The 22964-nt window shown below is 52.1% G+C and carries 17 protein-coding genes; 10 read left to right on the top strand and 7 right to left on the bottom strand.

What is annotated here, in order from left to right; genetic code table 11:
• Positions 1-12 precede the first annotated feature (12 nt).
• Together JI741_RS10440 and JI741_RS10435 are read left to right on the top strand one after the other, a co-directional pair.
• Complete coding sequence (locus JI741_RS10440; protein ID WP_202009011.1) at positions 13-1368, top strand: acyl-CoA dehydrogenase family protein; 1356 nt, start codon at positions 13-15, stop codon at positions 1366-1368.
• Positions 1369-1460: 92 nt separating this feature from the next.
• Positions 1461-4316, top strand: a complete 2856-nt coding sequence (locus JI741_RS10435) for an alpha/beta hydrolase family protein (protein WP_202009010.1) — start codon at positions 1461-1463, stop codon at positions 4314-4316.
• Positions 4317-4743: 427 nt separating this feature from the next.
• Here the strand turns inward: JI741_RS10435 and JI741_RS10430 are convergent, their stop codons facing one another.
• Positions 4744-6486: an alpha/beta hydrolase gene (locus JI741_RS10430; protein ID WP_236675989.1), complete on the bottom strand. Its 1743-nt coding sequence runs from the start codon at positions 6484-6486 to the stop codon at positions 4744-4746.
• Between the two features lie 212 nt (positions 6487-6698).
• On the opposite strand from JI741_RS10430, the gene JI741_RS10425 reads away from it, so the two are divergent.
• The gene (locus JI741_RS10425) at positions 6699-7583 is read left to right on the top strand and encodes a hypothetical protein (RefSeq protein ID WP_202009009.1); all 885 of its coding nucleotides are present in this window, start codon (positions 6699-6701) and stop codon (positions 7581-7583) included.
• Positions 7584-7599: 16 nt separating this feature from the next.
• Here JI741_RS10425 and JI741_RS10420 read toward each other — a convergent pair whose 3' ends face one another.
• The 3 genes from JI741_RS10420 to JI741_RS10410 form a co-directional block, all read right to left on the bottom strand.
• Positions 7600-8937: an MATE family efflux transporter gene (locus tag JI741_RS10420; protein WP_202009008.1), complete on the bottom strand. Its 1338-nt coding sequence runs from the start codon at positions 8935-8937 to the stop codon at positions 7600-7602.
• A 122-nt stretch (positions 8938-9059) separates the two neighbouring features.
• The gene (locus JI741_RS10415; protein WP_202009007.1) at positions 9060-9470 is read right to left on the bottom strand and encodes a DUF6691 family protein; all 411 of its coding nucleotides are present in this window, start codon (positions 9468-9470) and stop codon (positions 9060-9062) included.
• Complete coding sequence (locus tag JI741_RS10410) at positions 9467-10027, bottom strand: YeeE/YedE family protein (protein ID WP_202009006.1); 561 nt, start codon at positions 10025-10027, stop codon at positions 9467-9469. The genes JI741_RS10415 and JI741_RS10410 overlap by 4 nt, the downstream gene beginning before the upstream one ends.
• Positions 10028-10147: 120 nt before the next feature.
• Between JI741_RS10410 and proC the strand changes: the two genes are divergently transcribed.
• From proC to JI741_RS10385, 5 genes are all read left to right on the top strand, one after another.
• The gene (proC, locus tag JI741_RS10405) at positions 10148-10945 is read left to right on the top strand and encodes a pyrroline-5-carboxylate reductase (RefSeq protein ID WP_202009005.1); all 798 of its coding nucleotides are present in this window, start codon (positions 10148-10150) and stop codon (positions 10943-10945) included.
• 66 nt (positions 10946-11011) lie between these two features.
• Positions 11012-12325, top strand: coding sequence for a sensor histidine kinase (locus JI741_RS10400; protein ID WP_202009004.1), 1314 nt, complete (start codon positions 11012-11014; stop codon positions 12323-12325).
• Positions 12322-12687, top strand: coding sequence for a response regulator (locus tag JI741_RS10395; protein WP_202009003.1), 366 nt, complete (start codon positions 12322-12324; stop codon positions 12685-12687). The genes JI741_RS10400 and JI741_RS10395 overlap by 4 nt, the downstream gene beginning before the upstream one ends.
• 141 nt (positions 12688-12828) lie before the next feature.
• Positions 12829-14097 carry a replication-associated recombination protein A gene (locus tag JI741_RS10390; RefSeq protein WP_202009002.1) on the top strand — a complete coding sequence of 423 codons (1269 nt, stop codon included), beginning with the start codon at positions 12829-12831 and terminating at the stop codon, positions 14095-14097.
• Between the two features lie 16 nt (positions 14098-14113).
• Entirely contained in the window at positions 14114-16198 is a 2085-nt protein-coding gene (locus tag JI741_RS10385; RefSeq protein ID WP_202009001.1) for a VWA domain-containing protein, read from the top strand.
• Positions 16199-16295: 97 nt separating this feature from the next.
• Here the strand turns inward: JI741_RS10385 and JI741_RS10380 are convergent, their stop codons facing one another.
• Both JI741_RS10380 and JI741_RS10375 read right to left on the bottom strand, forming a co-directional pair.
• Positions 16296-18836 carry an ATP-dependent Clp protease ATP-binding subunit gene (locus tag JI741_RS10380; protein ID WP_202009000.1) on the bottom strand — a complete coding sequence of 847 codons (2541 nt, stop codon included), beginning with the start codon at positions 18834-18836 and terminating at the stop codon, positions 16296-16298.
• Positions 18837-18944: 108 nt separating this feature from the next.
• Positions 18945-19571: a WbqC family protein gene (locus tag JI741_RS10375; RefSeq protein WP_202008999.1), complete on the bottom strand. Its 627-nt coding sequence runs from the start codon at positions 19569-19571 to the stop codon at positions 18945-18947.
• Between the two features lie 231 nt (positions 19572-19802).
• Between JI741_RS10375 and JI741_RS10370 the strand changes: the two genes are divergently transcribed.
• The gene (locus tag JI741_RS10370; RefSeq protein WP_202008998.1) at positions 19803-21095 is read left to right on the top strand and encodes a N,N-dimethylformamidase beta subunit family domain-containing protein; all 1293 of its coding nucleotides are present in this window, start codon (positions 19803-19805) and stop codon (positions 21093-21095) included.
• Positions 21096-21109: 14 nt separating this feature from the next.
• Here JI741_RS10370 and JI741_RS10365 read toward each other — a convergent pair whose 3' ends face one another.
• Positions 21110-21739 (bottom strand): L-threonylcarbamoyladenylate synthase, encoded by a 630-nt coding sequence (locus JI741_RS10365; protein ID WP_202008997.1) that lies wholly within the window; start codon positions 21737-21739, stop codon positions 21110-21112.
• Positions 21740-21904: 165 nt separating this feature from the next.
• On the opposite strand from JI741_RS10365, the gene mltG reads away from it, so the two are divergent.
• Positions 21905-22963, top strand: coding sequence for an endolytic transglycosylase MltG (gene mltG / locus JI741_RS10360; RefSeq protein ID WP_202008996.1), 1059 nt, complete (start codon positions 21905-21907; stop codon positions 22961-22963).
• The last annotated feature ends 1 nt before the right edge of the window (position 22964 follow it).

Raw genomic sequence — 22964 nt, 5'->3', positions numbered from 1 at the left:
AAACACTTTTGTATGTCGATCTTCAAAAAATTTAAAGCCACCGTAGGCCTGTTGCAACAACTTGATCTGGAAAAAATTGGAAAGCTGTCGCAAAAAGTTGACCTCAACAAAATGGTGGGCCTGGTGAGCAGCATGAAGCAAGAAGATTTGCAGAAGCTCATCAAGTTTATGGAGGCCGGCAAAAAGAAACACGAGTTTCCCGAAGTGGACGGCGACTTCTACGACCTTCACGAACTGCTGACGCCCGAAGAGAAAGCCATTGTGTTGCAGGTGCGCGAGTTCATGCAACGCGAGATCAGGCCCATTGTGAATCAGTTCTGGCTGAAGGATGAATTTCCACACCAGATCATTCCAGAGATGGCCAAGCTCAACATTTGCGGCCTCACGTATCAAGGTTATGGCTGCCCCGGACGCTCGGCATTGCTCGAAGGATTTTTGGCCATGGAGATGGCGCGTGTAGATTGTTCGATCTCCACATTCTTCGGTGTGCAAAGCGGACTGGCCATGGGCGCCATTTATTATTGCGGCTCGGAAGAACAAAAACAAAAATGGCTGCCGCGCATGCAACGCATGGAGCTGATCGGAGCCTTTGGCCTGACCGAACCCGAAGTAGGCTCGGGTGCAGCGGGCGGCCTCACGTGCACCTGCAAACGCGAAGGCGACAAGTGGATCATTAACGGCCAGAAGAAATGGATTGGCAACGCCACCTTTGCCGACGTGATCATCATTTGGGCACGCGACCTCGACGATGGAAATGTGAAAGGTTTTATCGTGCAAAAAGATTCGCCCGGCTTCAAGGCCGAAAAGATAAAAGGCAAGATGGCGCTGCGCATTGTGCAGAATGCGCTCATCACCATGACCAACTGCGAGGTGTCGGAAGAAAATCGTCTTCAGGAGGCCAACGGATTTAAAGACACCGCCAAAGTGTTGCGCATGACGCGCGCCGGTGTGGCGTGGCAAGCCGTGGGCTGTGGACGTGGTGCCTACGAAAGCGCGCTTCGCTACACCAACGAGCGCAAGCAATTTGGCCGCACCATCAGCAGCTTCCAGATGGTGCAGGATCTTTTGGTGATGATGTTGAGCAACCTCACCGCCATGCAAACCATGGTGTGCCGCCTGTCGCAGCTGCAAGACAATGGAAAACTCACCGACGAACATGCCTCGCTGGCCAAAGTGTTTTGCACCCTGCGCACCCGCGACATTGTGAGCCACGCGCGCGAACTCTTTGGTGGCAACGGCATTCTCATCGAAAACGACATCGCCCGTTTTGTGGCCGATGCCGAAGCGATCTATTCGTATGAAGGCACAAAAGAAATCAACACATTGATTGTTGGCCGTGCCATCACCGGACAGAGTGCATTTGTATAAATCCTTTAAATCAAAAACAAGAATCACGGTTTGTCCTGACGCGATCAAGTCGATGTGCAGGTCACAGATGTATTTCCATAATCTTTTTGAACATGAAGAAGTTTTTAGCCCTGGCCATGCTGGCCGCACCGCTATCGTTGTTCGCGCAAAAAAAGCCCGTGAACGTTGCACCCAAAAAGCCATTGACGTTTGACGCCTTCGCACAATGGAAAGAGATTCCGTATAAAGCCATAAACCCTGACGGCACATTGGTGGCTTTCACGGTGAACCCGCAGGACGGCGACGGCAAGGTGATCTTCTATCATCTTAAAACCAATGCACAAGACTCGATTAAACGCGCAGCTGAAATCAACCTCACGGCCGACAGCAAGTTTGCCGTGTTCAAAATCAAGCCGCAGCAAAATGTGGTGAAAGAACTGCGCCGTCAGAAAAAGAAAAAGGAAGACCTTCCGAAAGATACCCTGGGCATCTACACCATTGCCTCGCGCAAAACAGAAAAGGTGCCCGACGTGAAAACCTATAAGGTGCCCGAGAAAGTTGGCGGCTGGGTGGCCTATCAGCTCGAAGCCAAAAAGGAAGTGAAACCAAAACCGGAAGACAAACCAAAGCCCGCGGTTGCCGACACGGTGAAGAAAAAAGAAACAAAACCCAAAGCTCCCAGGAAAAACAACGACACCAACGGCTACACCCTGGTGTTGAAAAAACTCACTGACGGAAAGCAGACAACCTTTGGCTTTGTGAAAGACTTCACGTTCGCGAAATACGGACAAGGTCTGCTCTTTGCCACCACGGGCAACGACAGCACCCTGAAACCCGGTGTGTATTGGTATGACCTGCAAACAGAAAAACTGACAGCGCTGCTGGAAGGCAAGAGCAAACACAAATTCAAAAACCTGACGGTGAACGAAGATGGAACCCAGGTGGCCTTCGTGGCCGACCTCGACACCACCAAAGCACCACAACGTTTGCCAAAACTTTTCTATTGGAAAACGGGCGAACCCAAAGCGTCGCTGCTGGTAGATGAAACTGCGACGGCCCTTCCCAAAAAATGGATTGTGAGCGAACATGCAGCACCGTTGTTTTCAAAAGATGGCTCCAAACTTTTTGTGGGCGTCAATCCCCAGCCCGTGGTGCAAGACACAACCTTGTTGCCCGAAGAAATTGTGAGCGTGGAAGTGTGGGGTGCGCGCGACAGCGTGCTCTATACGCAACAGAACAAACAACTCGACGCGAAACGCAAACAGTCTTATTGGTCGGTCGTGCACCTGGCCAGCAAGAACCTGGTGATGCTGGGCAGCAAAGAAATTCCTGCCATTGTGTTGGGCGATGAAGGAAACGCCGACGTGGCACTGGCCAACACCGACCTGCCCTATCGCTGGTCCGACTTCTATGATCCTTCCACCAACACCGATGCCTATGTCGTTGATGTGAACACGGGCGCGCGCCAACAGATCTTCTCTAACGTGAAAGGCAACGCCAGCCTGTCGCCGAAAGCACGCTATGCCTGCTGGTTCAACCTTGCCGACACCAGCTGGTTCAGCTATTCGGTGGCTACGCAAAAAACAACATCGCTCACCCGAAACATCGCCGTGCGATTTGCCGACGAAGAAAATGATCTTCCCGACTATCCCGACGCCTATGGTGCATTGGGCTGGACGGCCGACGACAAAGCGTTGCTCGTGTATGACCGCTACGACATCTGGAGTGTTGATCCCGAAAACAAAACAGCACCGGTAAACATCACAAAAATTGGTCGCGAACAGAAGCTTGTGTTTCGCTACATCCGCCTCGATCCCGAAGAACGTTTCATCGATCCGGCCAAGCCGTTGTTGCTGTCGGCCTTCAACGAAACCACAAAACAGTCGGGCTACTATAAACTTTCACTGAAAGACAATTCGCTGACGCGATTGCTGATGACCGACCATCGTTATGCGGTGGCTACAAAAGCAAAACAAGTCGACAAAATTATTTTCACACGCGAAAACTTCCGGGAGTTTCCCGATGTGTGGGTGTCGGATTTGAATTTTGCGCCGTCGTCGTCAAAAAAACTATCGGATGCCAATCCGCAGATGAAGCAGTACCTGTGGGGCACGGTTGAAATTGTGAAGTGGATGTCGCTCGACAATGTGCCGCTGCAAGGCCTGCTCTACAAGCCCGACAACTTTGATGCGTCGAAAAAGTATCCGATGATTGTTTATTACTACGAGAAGAACAGCGATGGCATTCATCAGCATGTGTCGCCCGAGCCGTTGCGCTCGTCGGTGAACCGCGCCATGTATGCGAGCAACGGCTATCTCATTTTCGTTCCCGACATTGTCTATCGCGTGGGCTATCCCGGCCAAAGTGCCTACAATTGTGTGATGCCCGGTGTGACCAAACTGCTTTCGCTTGGGTTTGTCGACGAAAAAAACATTGGCTTGCAAGGCCACAGCTGGGGCGGCTATCAAACGGCCTACCTGGTGACGCGCACCAACTTCTTTAAAGCAGCTGAAGCCGGCGCCGTGGTGGCCGATATGGTGAGTGCCTATGGTGGCATTCGCTGGGAGACCGGCTTGAGCCGCATGTTTCAATATGAACATCAGCAAAGTCGCCTGGGCGCCACGTTGTGGGACAAGCCTCTGCGCTACGTAGAAAACTCGCCTATTTTCTTTGCCGACAAAATTGAAACACCCCTGTTGCTGCTGCACAACGATGCCGACGGACATGTGCCCTGGTATCAGGGAATAGAAATGTATATGGCCCTTCGCCGCCTCAACAAGCCCGCATGGATGCTCAACTACAACGGCGAACCCCATTGGCCCGTGAAACGCGAAAACCGGATCGACTTCCAGATCAGGATGAGTCAGTTCTTCGATCACTACCTGAAAGGCGCGCCCATGCCCGAATGGATGCGTCGCGGCATTCCCGCCGTGGAGAAAGGGATCAACAAGGGCTATTCTACCAAGTAACCTCACGGTTCCCGGGGAGTTTGATGGTTGAAGAAACGCGTGAGGGCTTTTCACCTCGGCACGCGCTTTCGTCATTTCAGTTTCGATATCGTGCAGGTCGGTGAAAAATTATAGGGGCCGTCCAACCTTTCGACTACTTTTAGTGTCAGAAAGCTATGACCCTCTTGCACATGTTTACGAAACGAAGAATTTTACTGATCCTCGGGATCGTGGTGGCCATCGTGGTGGGCCTCTACACCGGCCTGTTTGGAATGTCGGCCTAAACAACTAACCCTACCTGATTCCGGGTTTGCCGGGAACTGGGATGGATGTTTCACACGAAAATGTATTCTTGATTTCTTTGAAATCAGCAGTTTATAGATCTTAAAAAAGCCGCCCCGACTTGTCGGGGCGGCTTTCGTTTTTTGTTGGAATGCTGTGGGTCGTTTCAATAGCGCCAGCTCTTCAGGTCGGCGCCTTTGGGTGCGCTTTCCTGGATGCGTTTCAGAATCTTGGGAAGATATTGGGTGTTGTAGCGCAGTCGCGAAACGTAGTTCGGGTTATCGTGGTCGCCGTTCCAGCAATGTTCGGCACGGTCGCCATAGTCCACTTCGCCTTTGTAGAACGGTGAATGTGTTTTCTTCAGAAAGTTTTCCATCAGATACACAGCGTTGTTCAGATAGTAGTTGTCCATGTCGCCACAATAGATGTGGATCTTGCCTTGCAGCTTTGGCCCCAGCGTGGCCCAGTCTCTTTCCAGAATGTGACGAAGGTCGTAATGTTCTTTCCAATAGGCCGCCACGGTCGGATCGATGTCGCCGGTGAGTTTGTCGAAGATGCGTTTTGGATAGCCGTCTTCACCTTGAGGCGAATAGACCGCCTCCCAGATATCCCACTGTTGGCCTGAACGCGAGTGCGTGCCCAACGCCAGTTCAAGGTGGTTGCTTTCCTGCATAGTAGACTGAATCTGTCCGAGGTAGTTCCGGTGCGATGGCTTGGGCACTTTTTTGAAGGGCGCGTCATACCAATAAGCATTCTTGTCTTTATAAATATCCACAAGACAATACGATCTGAAATCGACCGGGTCGGGACATGCCGCAAAACATCCGTTGAAGTCGTCGGGATAGAACATCTGCACGGCCAAGGCTTCCCATCCGCCGGTGGAACCGCCATAGGTGAAGCGCGCCCATCCCTGACCAATGCCCCTGAACTTTGTTTCAATTTCCGGAAGCAGCTCTTTCATGATGGCATCGCCATAGGGACCAAGGTTTGCCGAGTTCACAGCATATGAGTCGTCGTAGTAGGGATTGGCGTGTTGGATTTCGATGATGATGAAGCGGGGGAATTTTTTGCCTTTCCATTGTTCATAAAAATTGTAGGCCTCTTGTTCCTGAAATTTGTTGTAGCCATAAATGCCAAAGCGTGCGGCATAGTCGGTGGTGTCCATCTTGGGGTCGGGAGGTGTTTCGCGAAAGCCGCCAAAGTCGGAGGGGAAGTGGCCGTGATAGATCATGAGCGGATAGTGCGCATCGGGATGTTCGTCGAAGCCCTCGGGCAACAACACGTGCGCGCCCAGAAACATGGGCTTGCCCCAAAACTCTGTGAGCAGCTTGCTCTGAATTTTGATGTGGCGAACATACTTCGTGTCTTTCGGCTCAACGATGGCCGGAATTTTCTGGTCCATCACCAGCGTCACGGTTTGCTTCTGCGTGGCATCGATGCTGACCTTGGTCGGCGTGCTATAGAAATTGCCCGGCTTGCTTTCCCAATGCTGCCCTTCGCCCTGGTCGGGTGGAAGTTTCACAGTGTGGCCGGTTTTGAGTTTGAAGGTTTCATAGCGATTGATGAGCGCCTGCACATAGTAGTCGCCCTTCGGAATTTCGGAGAGATGTTGAACGGGGAAACCAAACGCCGACGCTTCGTCTACCACGATATTGTCGCCGGGCTTCATGCCCTCCACGTCAACACCAAACACGAGCTGTGCCGACAGCCCGTCGCCGATTTGAAAGCGGGGTTCTGTGGCATTGTTGTTGGCCAGCAACAACAGCAGGCGGCCGTCTTGGACCTGGTCGCTCATTTCTTTTGTGAAAGAGATGGAGAAAGAGATGTTTCCGGACGAGGACGATGATGGCGAAGAGCACTGCAGGGTTGTGAGCACAACCACCACGAGCATAATGAGTTTCGTGCGCATAGCGGGTTCAGGTTAGGTTCATGGAAAATACGCAGAACCCACCAACAATTGCAATGCAAGTTTTATGAATGGAAGGGGCGTACAAGAAGCGTTGCCTTTTCTAATGACCATCTAACAAAACAAGGGAAGCCTCACGATTTGTTAATGGGAAAGTGTTTCGAATTGCCTGCGGAAATTCCTTTCTTCGTGCCTCACTTTTAATCACCTCGTGGATGAAGCTTCAGCACCTCGTTCTTTGCGTTTTTGTGATGGCCCTGGCATCTTGCAAAAACCGGAAACCGATTGAAAACGCAAACATCGATTTTGCCGTTGCCCAACCGTTGGCCGAAGCCACACACGACAAACTGGTGGAACTGTCGGGCCTGGCGGCCAGCAAAAAACATCCCGGCCTGTTGTGGACACACAACGACAGTGGAAACGATGCCGAAATTTATTTAGTCGACCAGAAACTGAACATCAAACTCACGTGCAAGCTGCCCGGCGTGACCAACCGCGACTGGGAAGACATTGCCGTTGGCCCCGGTCCCGACTCCACAAAAACATATGTCTATGTGGGCGAGATCGGCGACAACGACGCGATCTATCCGCTGAAACACCTCTATCGTTTTGAAGAGCCCGACCTTGATTCAACCACGCAAACCCTCACCCTCGCGTCGTTCGATACCATCACCTTCAAATTTCCGGATGCCATCAAAGATTCGGAAGCCCTCATGATCAACCCGAAGACCAGAGACATCTATGTGCTGTCGAAGCGCGAAAATCCGGTGATCGTCTATACGCTTCCCTACCCACAGTCAACCACCGATACGCTCACGGCCGAGAAACTGGTTTCTCTTCCCATCACACAGATTGTGTCGGCCAGCCTGTCGGCATCGGGCACGGAAATGCTCATGAAAAATTATGAGACGATCTATTACTGGAACGTCGGAGACAAACCCCTAACGGAAGCGCTGGCCACAGCACCCCAGCAAATTGAATACGACCCCGAGCCACAGGGCGAGGCCATCACCTGGGCACACGACGATGCCGGGTTCTATACAATCAGCGAAAAAAATCTTGGTAAAAGTTCGTATCTCTATTATTACAAGAGAAAGTAAGATTGAAGCGCAGCGCCTATATCTTCTTTCCCTTCCACCGGCCCGACCGGATGTAGAAGAATGACATGGTGAACAGCGATATCCAATAGACCCACTCCGAAGCCCAGCCCCACGTGATGGGCAGGTTCAGATATTCCAGGGTCACATACACATAGGCACAATACAGGATGATGGTGATAAACTCAATGGTGAGGTTCACCACCGTGTTGCCCGATCCGGTCACGGCATTCAGCCACACCGTTGAAAAGCCCATCATGATCACCGCCACCGACACAATGCGAACCACGGGAATGGCGTGCGCAATAAACCCGTCGCCCTGCCCATAGAACGACAGGAAAAAGGTGGGCCACACGTTGAGCGCCACCGAAATGACAACCGAGAACAGGCAGCTGATCTTCACGATGCGCCAGATCAACCCCATCACCTCGTCTTGCCGGCCCTGCCCAATGATGTTGCTCACCATGGTGTTGGTGGTAGACGCAAACGCCCACGCAAAAATGCCCGACAACCCAAAGATGTTGCGCATGGTGTTTGAAATGGCCAGCGACTCGGCACCATGATGCTCGATGAGGATATAGAAAAATTCCCAGCTCATGATGCTGATGGCGTATTGCAGAATCAAAGGCGACGATTGCACAAGGATGAGCTTCACCACCGAAAAATCGAAATGGGCCTGCTCCAGAAAAGCAAACGACTTGTGAATGCCTTTGATGTGAATGACGGCATAGATCACCAGCAACCCCGTTGCTTCGGCAATGATAGAGGCATAGGCCGCGCCGTTGAACCCAAGGGCGGGCAACCCGAAGTGACCATAGATGAAGCCATAGTCCAGCACAATGTTGGTGACGGCTTCGGCCAGCGTGCCCCACACCAGAAACCGGGTTTGGTTGGTACCCACCAGCAAAGCGTTGCGCATCACATAGAGGTATAGCAAAGGCAACCCCCAGATGCGGATCATGGAGAAGTTGATGACCTGTGTGGCAATTTCGGGATCGTGAATGGTGGCCCGCAAAATGGTGGGCGCAAAAATATAGGTGATGGCAATGCCCAACGCTGCGATGCCCAGGGCGATCCACACACCATGAAAAAACAAGCGACCGATTTCCTTTGGAAGGTTCTGGCCGGCGCGCCGGGCAATGAGGGCTTGCAGGCCGTTGTTGAGCCCGTTGCCAATCACGGCAAAGATGAGGTAATAAACGCCGGTGATGCCGGCGCTCGCCAACTCCTTTTCGCCCAGACCACTGAGAAAAACATTGTTGGTTATGAAATTGATCTGCGGCACAAAGATGGCCAGCGAGATGGGCAACGCCATCCCGAGAATTTGTTTGTAGCCGGTTTGCAGTTTCAGTTCCATAAAAAAATTGGCCCACCCGAAGGAAGGAATCTATGTCTTACGACAACGCCCTGCAAAGGTTGTCATTCGTTAGATCACGAAGGGGATGAACGCAGAAAGAATTTCGCAGACCTCGCGTTGGGTCAGTCGGGCAAATAGGCATACACGCGTGCATACACCCACGTGCCGGCAAGGGCCGATGCAAAAGTGACCAGCGTCACCAGGTAGCCGGCGCCCACTTGTGCATACAACGGGCCGGGGCACGCGCCTGTCAACGCCCAGCCAAACCCAAAGATCAATCCCCCAAAAATCACCCCGTGATGATAGGGCTTGTGTGGTGCGTCGATGGGCTGGCCGTCGGCCGACTTTGCGTGAAATTTTTGAAGCAGCCACAACGACAGTGCGCCGGTGGGCACGGCCGTCATGAAGATGCCATACATGTGAAAGCTTTGGAAGTGAAACATCTCCTGGATGCGAAACCACGAGATGGCCTCGCCCTTGGTGAGCGCCAGGCCAAAGACGATGCCCACGGTCAGGTACAGCAGGTTTTTCATAGGGCAAGAATGTAGGGTAAAACAAAATAGCTGAACAAAATGCCGCCACCAAAGAACGACGCCGTGGCCACCAGCGATGGCCATTGCAACGCCGACAAACCCATGATGCCGTGGCCCGACGTGCAGCCGCGCGCATAGCGTGTGCCGAACCCCACCATGAAACCACCCACCACCATCAGCAAAAATCCGCGCAGCGAAAACAACGCCTGCCACTGAAACAGTTCGCCCGGCAACAGGCCGTCGAACTGGTGAAGACCTTGTTCGCGAAGCCATGCTACCGTTGCCGGTGCCAGTGCAACGGGCTCGGGGTTGGCAAACACAACGCCGCCCAGAAAACCACCGATCAAAATGCCCGCCACCATAAACAGATTCCAGCTGTCTTTTTTCCAATCGTATTGGAGAAACGAGAGGTTGCCCGGGTAGCAGGCGGCGCAGATCTGACGAAGCGTTGACGACACACCGAGCTTCTTGTTGCCCAGCAGAAGCAAGGCCGGCACCGACAGCCCTATGATGGGACCGGCCACATACCAGGGCCAGGGTTTATAGAGGAAATCCATCCGGATAGAAATTAATGTGAAGGAATGTTGCGATAGCAAGTTAAAGTATTTTAATTTTCATCCTCCGCTCATAACAGACATTAAAAGCGCGGACGAACGCAGACATTTGAAAGAACGATCATGAAAAATTCAAAGATTGCCATTCTTGGAGGAGGAAACTTGGGAGCTGCCATTGCAGAGGGGTTGATCAAGAGCAAGTTTGTTTCGCCTGGGCAAATCACCGTTACCCGCCGCAACGTGGAGGCGCTGGCACCCCTCAAAGCCTTGGGCGTGACCACCACCAGCGACAACGCGGCCGCCATTCGCAACAGCGACGTCATCATCGTGGCACTGAAACCCTACAACGTGCGCGAAGTGTTGGGCGGACTCAAAGAAAACATTCAACCTTCGAAGCATATTGTCATCAGCGTTGTAACGGGCATTCTCATCAAAGACCTGGCGGAGATCATCGACAACGGCACGCCGTTGTTCCGCGCCATGCCCAACACGGCCATCGCCATCCAGGAATCGGTGACGTGCCTCTGCCACCAGGGCGCTTCGGCCGAGCAGTCGAACTATGTGACCGAGTTGTTCAGCCAGCTGGGCATCTCCATCACCATCGACGAAAAATTGATGGACGCCGCCACCGTGCTCGGAGCCTGTGGCATTGCCTACGCGCTCCGGTTCATACGCGCGTCAACGCAAGGCGGCATACAGATTGGCTTCGATGCCAAGACGGCCAACCTCATTGCCGCACAAACGGTGAAAGGCGCGGCCGAGCTGCTGTTGAAACTGAATCGCCACCCGGAAGAAGAGATCGATAAAGTGACCACCCCCAAGGGCTGTACCATTGCCGGCTTGAATGAAATGGAACATCAGGGTTTCAGCTCCTCACTCATCAAGGGAATCATCACCTCGTACGAGAAGATTGGCAAGTGACGTGGGTTACCGTTGTGTATCGTAAACTCCAGGGCGTAACGTGACAGGACGCGCGACAAAACCGGCATGAATTTCCTTCGCGAATATTTTATTGGCGATTACCTTCGCTCAGAATCCGACGTGCTGAAGCAGGCCAGCATACGCCTTGTGTTCAACGTGGTGGCGCTGTCGGTGGCCTCTATGGTCCTTTTCTTTTTTGTGTATCTGGCAAGGGGGTTTCACTACCAGTTCATCAAAACCATTGTTATCCTCATCATTTTCAGCAGTGCGTTGTTCTATATACGGGCAACACATTCCATTACCTTGATCTGCCACGTGCTGCTGTTGGTTTCATGGGCCAACAACAACATCAACATCTATCTGTTCGACGATTTTAATTTCTTTGTGGCCTTGCTCACCATCTTGAACATATTGTTCGCGTTTCATGTGCTGGGCAGCAGGGCTGGAATTTTTTATGCCATCATTCATTTCATTCCCATCCTGGTGCACCAAGTGGGGAAAAACAGCGGCTACCAGATGGGAAAAGCCGAGCCACAACAGCTGGCGTTTATGGAAGCGACGATCACGTTCTGCGTGGTGTTCTTCATCATCACCTACCTGATCTATCATTATCATCAGGCCTACGAAGTGGCCAAAGAAAATCTTCACACGTCGGTAGAAGAGTTGCGCACAGCCAAGGAGTTGGCCGAAGAGATGAATCGGCTCAAAACCAATTTCCTCTCCAACATGTCGCACGAAATTCGCACGCCTATCAATGGCATTCTCGGCATCAGCCAGGTGATTGAAATGGAGACCGACAATCCGGAAATAAAAAACTATGTGCAGCTTCAGCAACAGAGCGGCAGGCGGTTGCTGAGCACCATCACCAGCATCCTTGACCTGGCCCGCATCGAAGCCGAACAAAAACAACTGAAGCTGAACGTGATCGATGTGAACGTGCTGCTTCGCGAGTGCATTGCGCCACTTGAAACGCTGGCAAAAAACAAGCGACTTCAGTTTTCCTTCAGCGCCTCCCGGGAGCAGTTATTCTGCTTGTCGGACGAGAATATGCTCTATCAGGTGGTCTACAACGTGGTGGGCAACGCCATTAAATTCACCGACAAGGGTCGCGTGGAGGTGTCGACCACGCGCATGAAGGACAAGATCTTTATCAAAGTGAAAGACACGGGCATAGGCATCTCCGAAGAATTTTTGCCGCGCATCTTCAACTCGTTCGAACAGGAAAGCTCGGGGCGAAGCCGCAACTATGAAGGCACGGGATTAGGTCTGTCGATATCCAAACGATACATTGAACTGCTGGGGGGAGAAATTCGGGTGCAATCCGCCAAAGATGAAGGCAGCGTTTTTGAAATTGTGTTACCCGCCTACAAAATGCTATGAAAAAAGTTCTCTACGTGGAAGACGATGCCATCAACGCGCTGGTGATGAAAAAATTGTTGCGGCCACACTATGAGGTGACCCATACCACCGACGCGGTGTCGTGCCTGGCCATGGTGGAGCAGGAAACGTTCGACATCATTCTCATGGACATCAATCTGGGCAACGGCCAGATGAACGGCGTGGAAATTTTGCGCATCCTCCGGGCCAATCCAAAAACGGCCGGCATCACCGTGATCGCCGTCACATCCTATGCCCTGCCCGAAGACGAAGAACGTTTTCTGTCGGAAGGATTCAACGCCTACCTGGCCAAACCCGTGGAGCGCGCGCTGTTGCTGGATACCATTCATCATTATTTGCCCTAGCGACTTTTTCTCTTCACTTTTCCGTAATTTCAAAACTTTAAATCATCGCCTTCCGGAAGAAATTCGGGCGACATTTTTTCGTTTAAACCGGAAGACTCAAATGCAGTTGAATCTGTTTATCGACTAACACCAAATCCTGCCATGCTAACACACTCGCGACAACCTCTTGCAGAGCGCATGCGCCCCAGGAAGCTCGATGAGCTGGTGGGACAGGAGCACCTCACCGGGCCCACCGGTGTGATCCGCAAGGCCATCCAAAGCGGCAACATTCCCTCCATGATCCTGTGGGGACCCCCCGGCGTGGGCAAGACCACCATCGCCAACATTATTGCCAACGAAGTGAAAAAACCGTTTCACACCCTCAGCGCCGTCAGCTCGGGTGTGAAAGACATTCGCGAGGTGATTGAAAAAGCAAAATTGTCGCCGCGCTCCATCTTATTCATAGACGAAATTCACCGCTTCAACAAAAGCCAGCAAGACGCGTTGCTCGGGGCGGTAGAAAAAGGAACCATCACCCTCATTGGGGCCACCACCGAAAATCCGTCGTTCGAAGTGAACTCGGCGTTGCTCTCGCGCAGCCAGGTCTACACACTTCGTCCACTCGGCGAAGACCAGCTCATGGAACTGGTGCGCCAGGCCCTGACCCGCGACGAAGAGCTGAAACACCGGACTGTGAACATCATCGAACACCAGGCCCTGCTAAACATTTCGGGAGGCGACGGCCGCAAGCTGCTGAACCTCGTGGAGCTGATCTGCGACTCGGTAGAAGGCGATGTGGTGATCACCGACGACCTGGTGATGGAGCTTGCCCAGAAACACATTGCCATCTACGACAAGAGCGGCGAACAACACTACGACATCATATCGGCCTTCATAAAATCGGTGCGCGGAAGCGACCCCAACGCGGCCGTCTATTACCTGGCCCGCATGGTGGAAGGCGGCGAAGACGTGAAGTTTATTGCCCGCCGCATGGTGATTCTGGCCTCCGAAGACATTGGCAACGCCAACCCCACGGCGCTGGTGATGGCCACCAACACCTTCACCGCCGTGAACGTGATTGGCTACCCCGAAGCACGCATCATTCTGGCACAGTGCGCCGTCTATCTGGCCAGTTCACCCAAGAGCAACGCCAGCTATGAGGCCATCAACAAAGCCATGGCGACCATTCAGCAAACCGGCGACCTGCCTGTGCCGCTGGCCATCCGCAATGCGCCCACCAAGCTCATGAAGAACATGGACTATGGAAAAGGCTACCAGTATGCCCACAGTTACGAAGGCAACTTCGCGTCGATGGAATTTATGCCCGACGAATTGAGAGGCACCAAATTTTATGAGCCGGGCAACAACGCCCGCGAAGACGAGCTGCGCAAATACCTGCGCACGCGCTGGAAGGAAAAATATGGTTATTAGTTTATCTTGACCCCACATGCACCAACAACGCATCATATTCGAATCGTCGCCGGCCTACATTCTGGTTTGTGTGATATTGGGCCTGGGCTTTGCCTTTTTGCTCTACCGCACCAGCCATCCGTGGAGCAAAATGTGGAACCGGATTCTTTTTGGATGCCGCGCCGTGCTCGCCTTCTTCCTCATGTTCCTGCTGCTCGGGCCCGTGGTGAAACAGATCTCCAACCTATTTGAACGCCCGCTTTTTCTGGTGGTCTACGACAACTCTACCTCCGTGAAGGAAACCACGGATTCGACTACCCGACACCAACTGGAAACAAAGGTGGCCGAAACACAACAGTTGCTGCAAGACAAAGGCTACGAAACCCGTGTGACGGACCTGGCCGGAAAGGAAATTGAACGCCCCACCTTCAACGCCACACTCTCGGACCTGGGTGGCACATTAAAGAAAATTGTGAACCGCTTCGAAGGCAGCCGCATCGGCGGCGTCATCCTGGTGTCGGACGGAATTTATAACGGAGGCATCTCGCCGCTCTACACTACCTACAACTTCCCCATCTATACCGTGGGCATAGGCGACACGTTGGAGCGCACCGACATCCTCATCAAGAACATTGCCTACAACAAAATTGTGTATCAGGGAAACAAGTTTCCGGTGCGTGTGGAGGTGATGGTGAAAAATCTTCCGAATCAAGCCATCAAAGTATCGCTGTTGCAGGCGGGCAAAGTGCTGGAAACACAATCAAAAATCTCGAACACCGGCAGCCTGCTCACCTACGATTTTCAACCCCAGGCCAACGACCAGGGCATACAAAAACTGGACGTGCGCGTGGAGCTGAAAGAAGGAGAAACCAACGCCCGAAACAACAACGCTTCCATTTTTGTGGAAGTGGTGGAAGGCAAAAAGAAAATTCTGGTGGTGGCGCCGTCGCCACATCCCGACATCAAGGCGTTGCGCGAGGTGATCGACAAAAATCCGAACTACGAATTTCTGTTGCACATTCCCGGTGTTCAGGAACAACCGGCAAACCTTTTGCGTCCCGACCAGATCGACCTGGCCATCTTTCATCAGTCGCCTGACCTGCGCGGAAAAACACGCGAACTCTTCCAGCAATTTGCGGGCAGCTCCACAGCACTGTTTGTGATTGTGGGTATGCAAACCGATCTGTTGGCGATGAGCAAACAGAACATGCCGCTGAAATTTGAAGTGCCGCCCCGCGACTACGACGAAGTGACGCCCGCCACCAACGCCGCGTTCTCGCACTTCATCATCTCGGCCGAAACCAACGCGCTCATGGCAAGCTATCCGCCGGTGTCGGTGCATTTTGGCAAAGTGCGCATGCCCCCAACGGCCACCCCATTGCTCTTTCAAAAAGTGGGAAGCCTCACCACCGAAAAACCGTTGCTGCTGGTGGATGTGCAAAACACGCGCAAGGTAGCCATCATGCTGGGTGAAGGACTGTGGCGCTGGAAGCTGAACGAGTTTGACCGAAATGAAAACTCGCAGGCGTTCGACGAAGTGTTTAGCAAGCTCGTGCAATACCTCAGCACCTCCGAAGACAAACGCAAATTCAGAAGCTACCCCATTCAACAGGAATTTTCGGATACCGAACCCGTGGTGTTCGAAAGCCAGGTCTACAACGACATCTTCGAACCCATTTTTGGCCACACCATAAACATCGAGCTGACGGATGAAGCCGGAAAAAAAACAAAGTATGCCTACACCACCAGCCCTGGCAACATCCGCTATCAGATCGGCGGATTGAAAGAAGGTGTGTATCGCTACACGTCAAAAACAACGCTCGATCAAAAACCCGAACAAGTGCGAGGCCAATTTGCCGTGGTGCAACGCCAAACCGAACTGCAAAACCTCACGGCCGATTTCGACCTCCTGCGAAAACTTTCCGCCGGCAGCGGTGGCAAGTTCTACACCGCGGCTAACCTGGAGCCCTTGAAAGCCGAGCTCCAAAAAGCCGAAGCGCGCAGCATCATTCATTCCGAAGAATCCTATCACTCGCTCATCAACCTCAAATGGATTTTCTGGATACTCCTGCTCATGGTGAGCGTGGAGTGGTTTGCCCGAAAATTTTTCGGAAGCTACTAGCAGGCTTCCACGGAGGAGGATACCATCAAGAAAAAAATCAACACAAAAAAAGAAGGTATCCTTTTGAGACACCTTCTTTTTTTATGGATCGAGTTTGTTACTCTTTTTTCTCTTTCGAAGAAGCTTTGGCTTTCTTCACTTTGATGGTGAGCACATCGCCTTTGCCATCGTAGTCGGCCAGAATGGTTCCGCCTTCTTCCACTTCGCCTTTCAGGATCTCTTCCGCTACGGGATCTTCGAGATATTTCTGAATGGCTCTGTTCAACGGACGGGCACCAAATTGGTGATCGTATCCTTTCTCGGCCAGGAAGTCTTTCGCTTTGTCGGTCAACTCCACGGTGTAGCCAATCTGTGTGATGCGATCGAACAGTTTGCCCAGCGTGATGTCGATGATTTTGTGAATGTGTTCGCGCTGCAGCGAGTTGAACACGATCACATCGTCCAAACGGTTGAGGAACTCAGGGCTGAAAGCACGCTTCAAGGCATTTTGAATGGTGGCTTTCATGTGCTCTTCGTCGCTCTCGCGTTTTGCCGCAGTCGAGAAACCAATGCCCGATCCGAAATCCTTCAGGTCACGCACCCCGATGTTGGAGGTCATGATGATGATGGTGTTGCGGAAGTCTACGCGGCGACCCAAACCATCGGTGAGGATACCATCGTCGAGCACTTGCAGCAGGATGTTGAACACGTCGGGGTGAGCTTTTTCGATTTCGTCGAGCAGCACTACCGAGTAGGGCTTGCGTCTCACTTTTTCGGTCAGCTGTCCGCCTTCTTCATAGCCCACGTAGCCGGGAGGTGCTCCCACGAGACGCGACACGGAGAATTTCTCCATGTATTCGCTCATGTCTATGCGGATCAACGAATCTTCTTTATCGAACAGGTAGGTGGCCAGCACTTTGGCCAACTCTGTTTTCCCAACACCGGTAGGACCCAGGAAGATGAATGACCCAATGGGTTTCTTCGGATCTTTCAAGCCTACGCGTGTGCGTTGGATAGCTTTTGTCAGTTTGCGGATGGCTTCTTCCTGGCCAATCACTTTGCCATTCAGCTCATCGCCCATGCTCAGCAGCTTGCTGCTTTCCTTTTGTGCGATACGCTTGGTGGGTATGCCCGTCATCATCCCGATCACATCGGCAACATTGTCTTCGTTGACGGTGTATTTTTCGGTGCGGGTTTTTTCTTCCCACTTCACCTTGGCAATGTCGAGTTGCTCGATGAGTTTTTTCTCGCGATCGCGGAGTTGTGCAGCCTCTTCATACTTCTGGCTTTTTACTACGCGATTCTTTTCTTTCTTCACTTCCTCGATGGCCTCTTCATACTTCACGATGTCTTCGGGCACGTGAATGTTGTTGATGTGAACGCGCGCACCGGCTTCGTCCAGCACGTCGATGGCTTTGTCGGGAAGGTAGCGGTCGCTGATGTAGCGATCCGAAAGCTTCACGCAAGCTTCGATGGCCTCTTTGGTATAGATCACGTGGTGGTGATCTTCGTATTTTTCTTTGATGTTGTCCAGGATCTGGATGGTCTCTTCCGGTGTAGTGGAGTCGATCATCACCATTTGGAACCTGCGGGCAAGTGCGCCGTCTTTTTCAATATACTGACGGTACTCGTCCAGCGTGGTGGCGCCAATGCATTGGATTTCGCCCCGGGCCAAGGCCGGTTTAAACATGTTGGAAGCGTCGAGCGAGCCTGATGCGCCGCCGGCACCCACAATGGTGTGGAGCTCGTCGATGAACAGGATCACGTCGGGCGATTTTTCAAGTTCGTTCATAACGGCCTTCATCCGTTCTTCGAACTGGCCGCGGTATTTTGTGCCGGCCACCAGCGAAGCAAGGTCCAGCGTCACCACGCGCTTGCCAAACAGCACACGCGAAACTTTCTTCTGGATGATGCGGAGGGCGAGACCTTCGGCGATAGCCGTTTTGCCCACGCCGGGTTCGCCGATAAGGATCGGGTTGTTTTTCTTGCGACGCGAAAGAATTTGCGCTACACGCTCAATTTCTTTTTCGCGGCCCACGATGGGGTCGAGCTTGTTGTCTTCGGCCAAACGAGTGAGGTCACGGCCAAAGTTGTCGAGCACGGGAGTTCTGGATTTTTCGGTTCCTTTTTTCTCTTTGCCGGGCGCACCTGCGCCGCCCGCGCCAAAGATCTTCGACGAGTCATCGTCCGGATCGTCGGTGTCTTGAGAGGCCATGGGCCCTTCGTTTTGATATTCTAACATTTCTTTCACAGTCTCGTAGTTTACGTCAAACTTATTGAGAATTTGGGTGCCCAGGTTGTCCTGATCACGGAGTATGGAAAGGAGGAGATGTTCGGTGCCGATAAGTTGGGCTTTGAAGATCTTGGCTTCCAGGTAGGTAATCTTCAGCACTTTTTCGGAAGCCTTCGTGAGCGGAATGTTCGCGAGGTTTTTGATCTGGTGTGTAGCAGTTCCTTTGGAAATTTTTTCGATCTCATTGCGGAGTTCATCCAGCGGCACACCCAGTTTTTTCAGCACCCCTACGGCCACGCCTTCGCCTTCCCGTACCATGCCCAAAACAAGATGTTCCGTTCCAATGTAATCATGCCCGAGGCGCAACGCTTCTTCCCGGCTCAGTGAGATAACTTCCTTGACCCGATTGGAAAATTTAGCTTCCATAGAGAAAGTTTAATGATGGTTAATGTAAATGTAAAGTATTTTGTGTGTTCAATGCTATTGAATCCTGAAGATTTAATATGGTACAAACGCCCGCCGCTTTTTATTTGTTCATTTTACGACTGTCGATACTTGAACAATCCGCGCAGCTTCTGGCCCCTCACAAAAGATCAGGTCAACGATGCTTAGGTTCTCTGCAAAGGTGTTGCCAAATACCTGATAATACTTAGCCGGTTGGTAAAACCGGCTGAGATTTGCCGCTTTCTTCGGGTTTATGGCCGATCGAAGGTCTGATTTAGGTTGGTCGGGTAATTTTGTATAAGACAAACTTTCCTTTACTGACACATCCCACTTCAACCACCTGAGACACATTGACAGCAATTCGTAATTCAGGTCATATAGAAACGAATGCCTTTTGAAGAGAATCTTCTCCAGGTCTTCACTGTAATATTCAAAAAAAGGCGCCTTGCCATAGGCCGACTGCAACGTGCGCCAGTGGTTGTTGAGCCACTTCTGCGTATAGTCCACACGCACTTCTGTGATGACAACTTTTCCATGCTTTGCCGTGGTGGGCACGATCAATGTTTCCTGTCCACGGGCCGTGTTGATGTAACACCGGTTGCGGTAGGTTTGCTTCTCGTAGTGCTCATGTTTTTCTAACACAATTTCGTGGGCCGCGCGCAAGGCCGCGAAGTAGGCCACGGGAGGAAGATATTGTGTTTCGATGAGGGCAGTCAAACAGCGTTGGGTCTTGTTGTTAACCAAAGGTAGGAGCAAGTCTTCAAATTGTGGAATAAAGACATGGCGTATGTAGGAAAACTTTGAATTTGACAACATTCCCCGTAAACTTGACCAAGCTTGTTTTCTCTTATGTTCAATCGATGGCGCCGCTCGGGGGTTCTCACCTCTTGTCTTCTTTTTGTTGTATTGTCGTTTCTCTATTCTTGTCGCAACGAGGTTGAAGAACCCGTGGTTAATCCGCCACCCGTTGTAGACCCTCCCGACGATCTTCCTAAAAATGCCTGTGGCGCAAATGTCACACTCGGATACACCAGCAAACAATCTTATGCACCCGACGAAGAAGTAACGGCGTTTCTCCAAAGTCCTGCCGCGGTGCAACTCTGCCGCCTCGACATCTATGATGTGAAAGGCAACGTGGCCTTCTCGGTGGCGTCGCCGCTCACCGAGCAGCAAGTGGTGGGCAACAATCCCTCGCGCGACGGGTTCGGGTTTTTGCCTACGGTGAAATTTCCCATTCCCGCCAAAGTGAAAAGCGGGATGTATTTTATTGAAGGCAAAATCCCCTTCATCGTCCGCAGAAAAGAAGCGGTCGATCTCCTGATCGTCTATCCCTCCAACACGGCCAATGCCTATAGCGAGAGCGGTGGCAAAAGCCTCTATTCCCCACAAGACCGTCCACCCCAGGTCAGCTTTCTGAGGCCTATTGCCCTGCAGCCGTTTTCAACGGTGTGCCTAACATGGTTTAGCGAAATGACCAATGTGAAAATCGGCTACGTGGCCGACATCGATCTGGACGACGCCAATTTGTTGAAAGATTCCAAGATATTGGTGGTGGTGGGCCACAACGAATACTGGACCCGCGCCGGCCGGAAAAACTTCGATGCCTATGTAGACAACGGTGGCCATGCGCTCGTGCTCTCCGGAAACAACATGTGGTGGCAGGTGCGCTACACGGCCGACAAAAACAACCTGGTCTGCTACAAAAATCACGACGCCGATCCGGAAACTGACGAACTGCTCAAGACCATCGAATGGACAAAGGAGTCGTTGCAATATTCCATACTCTCCAGCCTTGGAGCCGACTTCCCCCATGGAGGCTATGGCATGAAACCCGACAACGGCTGGAACGGCTACAAAATTGTGACGCCCACATCGCCGCTGTTGCAAGGCCTTAACCTTAAAAAAGGCGACATCATATCGTGCCCCACATCCGAATATGACGGCGCTCCGCTGATGAAAGATCCCGATGCCGACGGCTACCCGGTGGTGGACAACGCCACGTTAAATTTTGAGAAGGTAGAACTGGTGGGCTTCGACCGCGGCTTTCGCGGCAACGCCGAAACGGTGGCCACATTTCTGGTGGTTCAGAAAACCAAAACGTCGGGCATCATTGTCAACACCAGCTCCACCGACTGGTGTTCGAGCAATGGCATGGGTGGCACATCGGGCGCCAACATCAAGGCCATCACCCAGAACGCCATTCAGAAATTGCTGAACGGGCAGACAGTGTTCTCGCAGTAAGGAAAAGTTTTTTCTTAAACGATCTTGTCCACGTCGCCCAGGCCACGACGGATGATCGTGATTTCGTCGCCGGTGCAATCGATAACGCTTGAGGGAACGTTTCCACCGGGTCCGCCGTCGATCACGATGTCTACTTCATTTTTAAAGTCTTCATACATTTCTTCGGGGTCGGTCGTGTAGGCCTTGATCACATCGTCGTCTTTAATAGACGAGGTGATGAGCGGGTTGCCCAGCAACTTCACAATCTCGCGGGGAATGTTGTGATCGGGAATGCGGATGCCCACCGTGCGTTTATTGATGTCGAGAATTTTGGGAACCTTGCTGCTCGATTCCAGGATGAACGTGTAGGGACCGGGCAGGGCTTTTTTCAAAACCTTGAACACGGGCGTGTCGATGCGGCGCACATATTCGGCAATGTGGCTGAGGTCGTTGCAGATGAACGAGAGGTCGAGCTTTTGGGGTTTGATGTCCATGATGCGGCACAGCCGTTCGATGGCTTTCCGGTTCATGAGGTCGCAGCCAATGCCGTAGATGGTGTCGGTTGGATACACAATGATGGCGCCGTCGCGAAGGGCGTCTACCACCTTCGAAATTTTGCGCGTCTCTGGATTTTGCGGATGTATGGTTAAAAATTCTGCTGCCATTGGAAGTTTGAAGTTAGATAAATCGGCCATACGGGTAAACGATCGTGCATGTTGCGGCAAAAAAAATGCCGGTCGCGCATCCCGGAAACCTAAAAGCGGGTATGCCGTGTTTTACTATCGGTTAACTAATAACCTTTCCTTATTTTTGGACCCTATTATTACGCTATGAAGCCGAATAAGCGCCTGATTCTATTTCTTTTGCTATCTGTTCTGGGTATTTCGTTCACCTTCTATGGATTCCAGATCATCTACACCCCCAACATTCTGGTGGGCAAAGACGACCGGTTGTTTCTGGTGGCCGAAGGAGCGACGTTCAAAGACGTTCAGTCCGAAATGCACGAAGGCGATTTTGTGCAGGACCTTATTTCGTTCAGTTTCCTGGCGCGCATCACCGGCTATTCCGACGATGTGAAGCCCGGGCGGTTTGTGCTTCGAAAAAACATGACCAACCTCGACGCACTAAGAACGTTGCGCGCCGAAAAGCGCGAACCCGTGAAGATAACATTCAACAACGTGCGATTGATTCCCGACCTCTCCGAAAAAATCACACGCAACCTCATCATGACACCCGACGAATTTCAGGCGGCCCTCATCGCCTTCGCCATGAACAATTCTTCGGGCTTCAACAAAGAAACGGTGATGGCCATGTTCATCCCCAACACCTACGAAGTATACAACAACATAACGCCCCAAAACCTGGTGGCCCGCATGCACAAGGAATACGACTTGTTCTGGACGGAAGCCCGCAAGGAAAAAGCAAAGGCGCTGGGCTACACACCGATCGAAGTTTCTACCCTGGCCTCCATTGTGCAGGCCGAGAGCATCAAACCCGAAGAAGCCCCCATCATTGCAAGCCTCTACCTGAACCGTCTCAGCAAAGGCATCGCCCTGCAGGCAGACCCCACGTTGGTTTTTGCCGTGGGCGACTTCACCCTGAAGCGCGTGCTGAACGGCCACAAACAAATAGACTCGCCCTACAACACCTATAAATATCCCGGGCTGCCTCCGGGTCCTATCAATTTGCCGGAGATCCGTTCTATCGATGCGGTGCTGAACCGTGCCGAGACCAACTACTATTACATGTGTGCCCGCGAAGATTTTTCGGGCTTCCACAATTTCACCAACAGCTACGAAGAGCACATGCGCAACGCGGCCCGCTATCAGAAGGCACTCACCATCGAGCAGGAGAAAGGTGAAGCGTTGAGAAAACAGGAACAGCACTAGG

This window comes from Chryseolinea lacunae (assembly GCF_016735595.1).
GTDB lineage: Bacteria > Bacteroidota > Bacteroidia > Cytophagales > Cyclobacteriaceae > Chryseolinea > Chryseolinea lacunae.
This window is presented reverse-complemented; position numbering and strand designations above follow the sequence as displayed.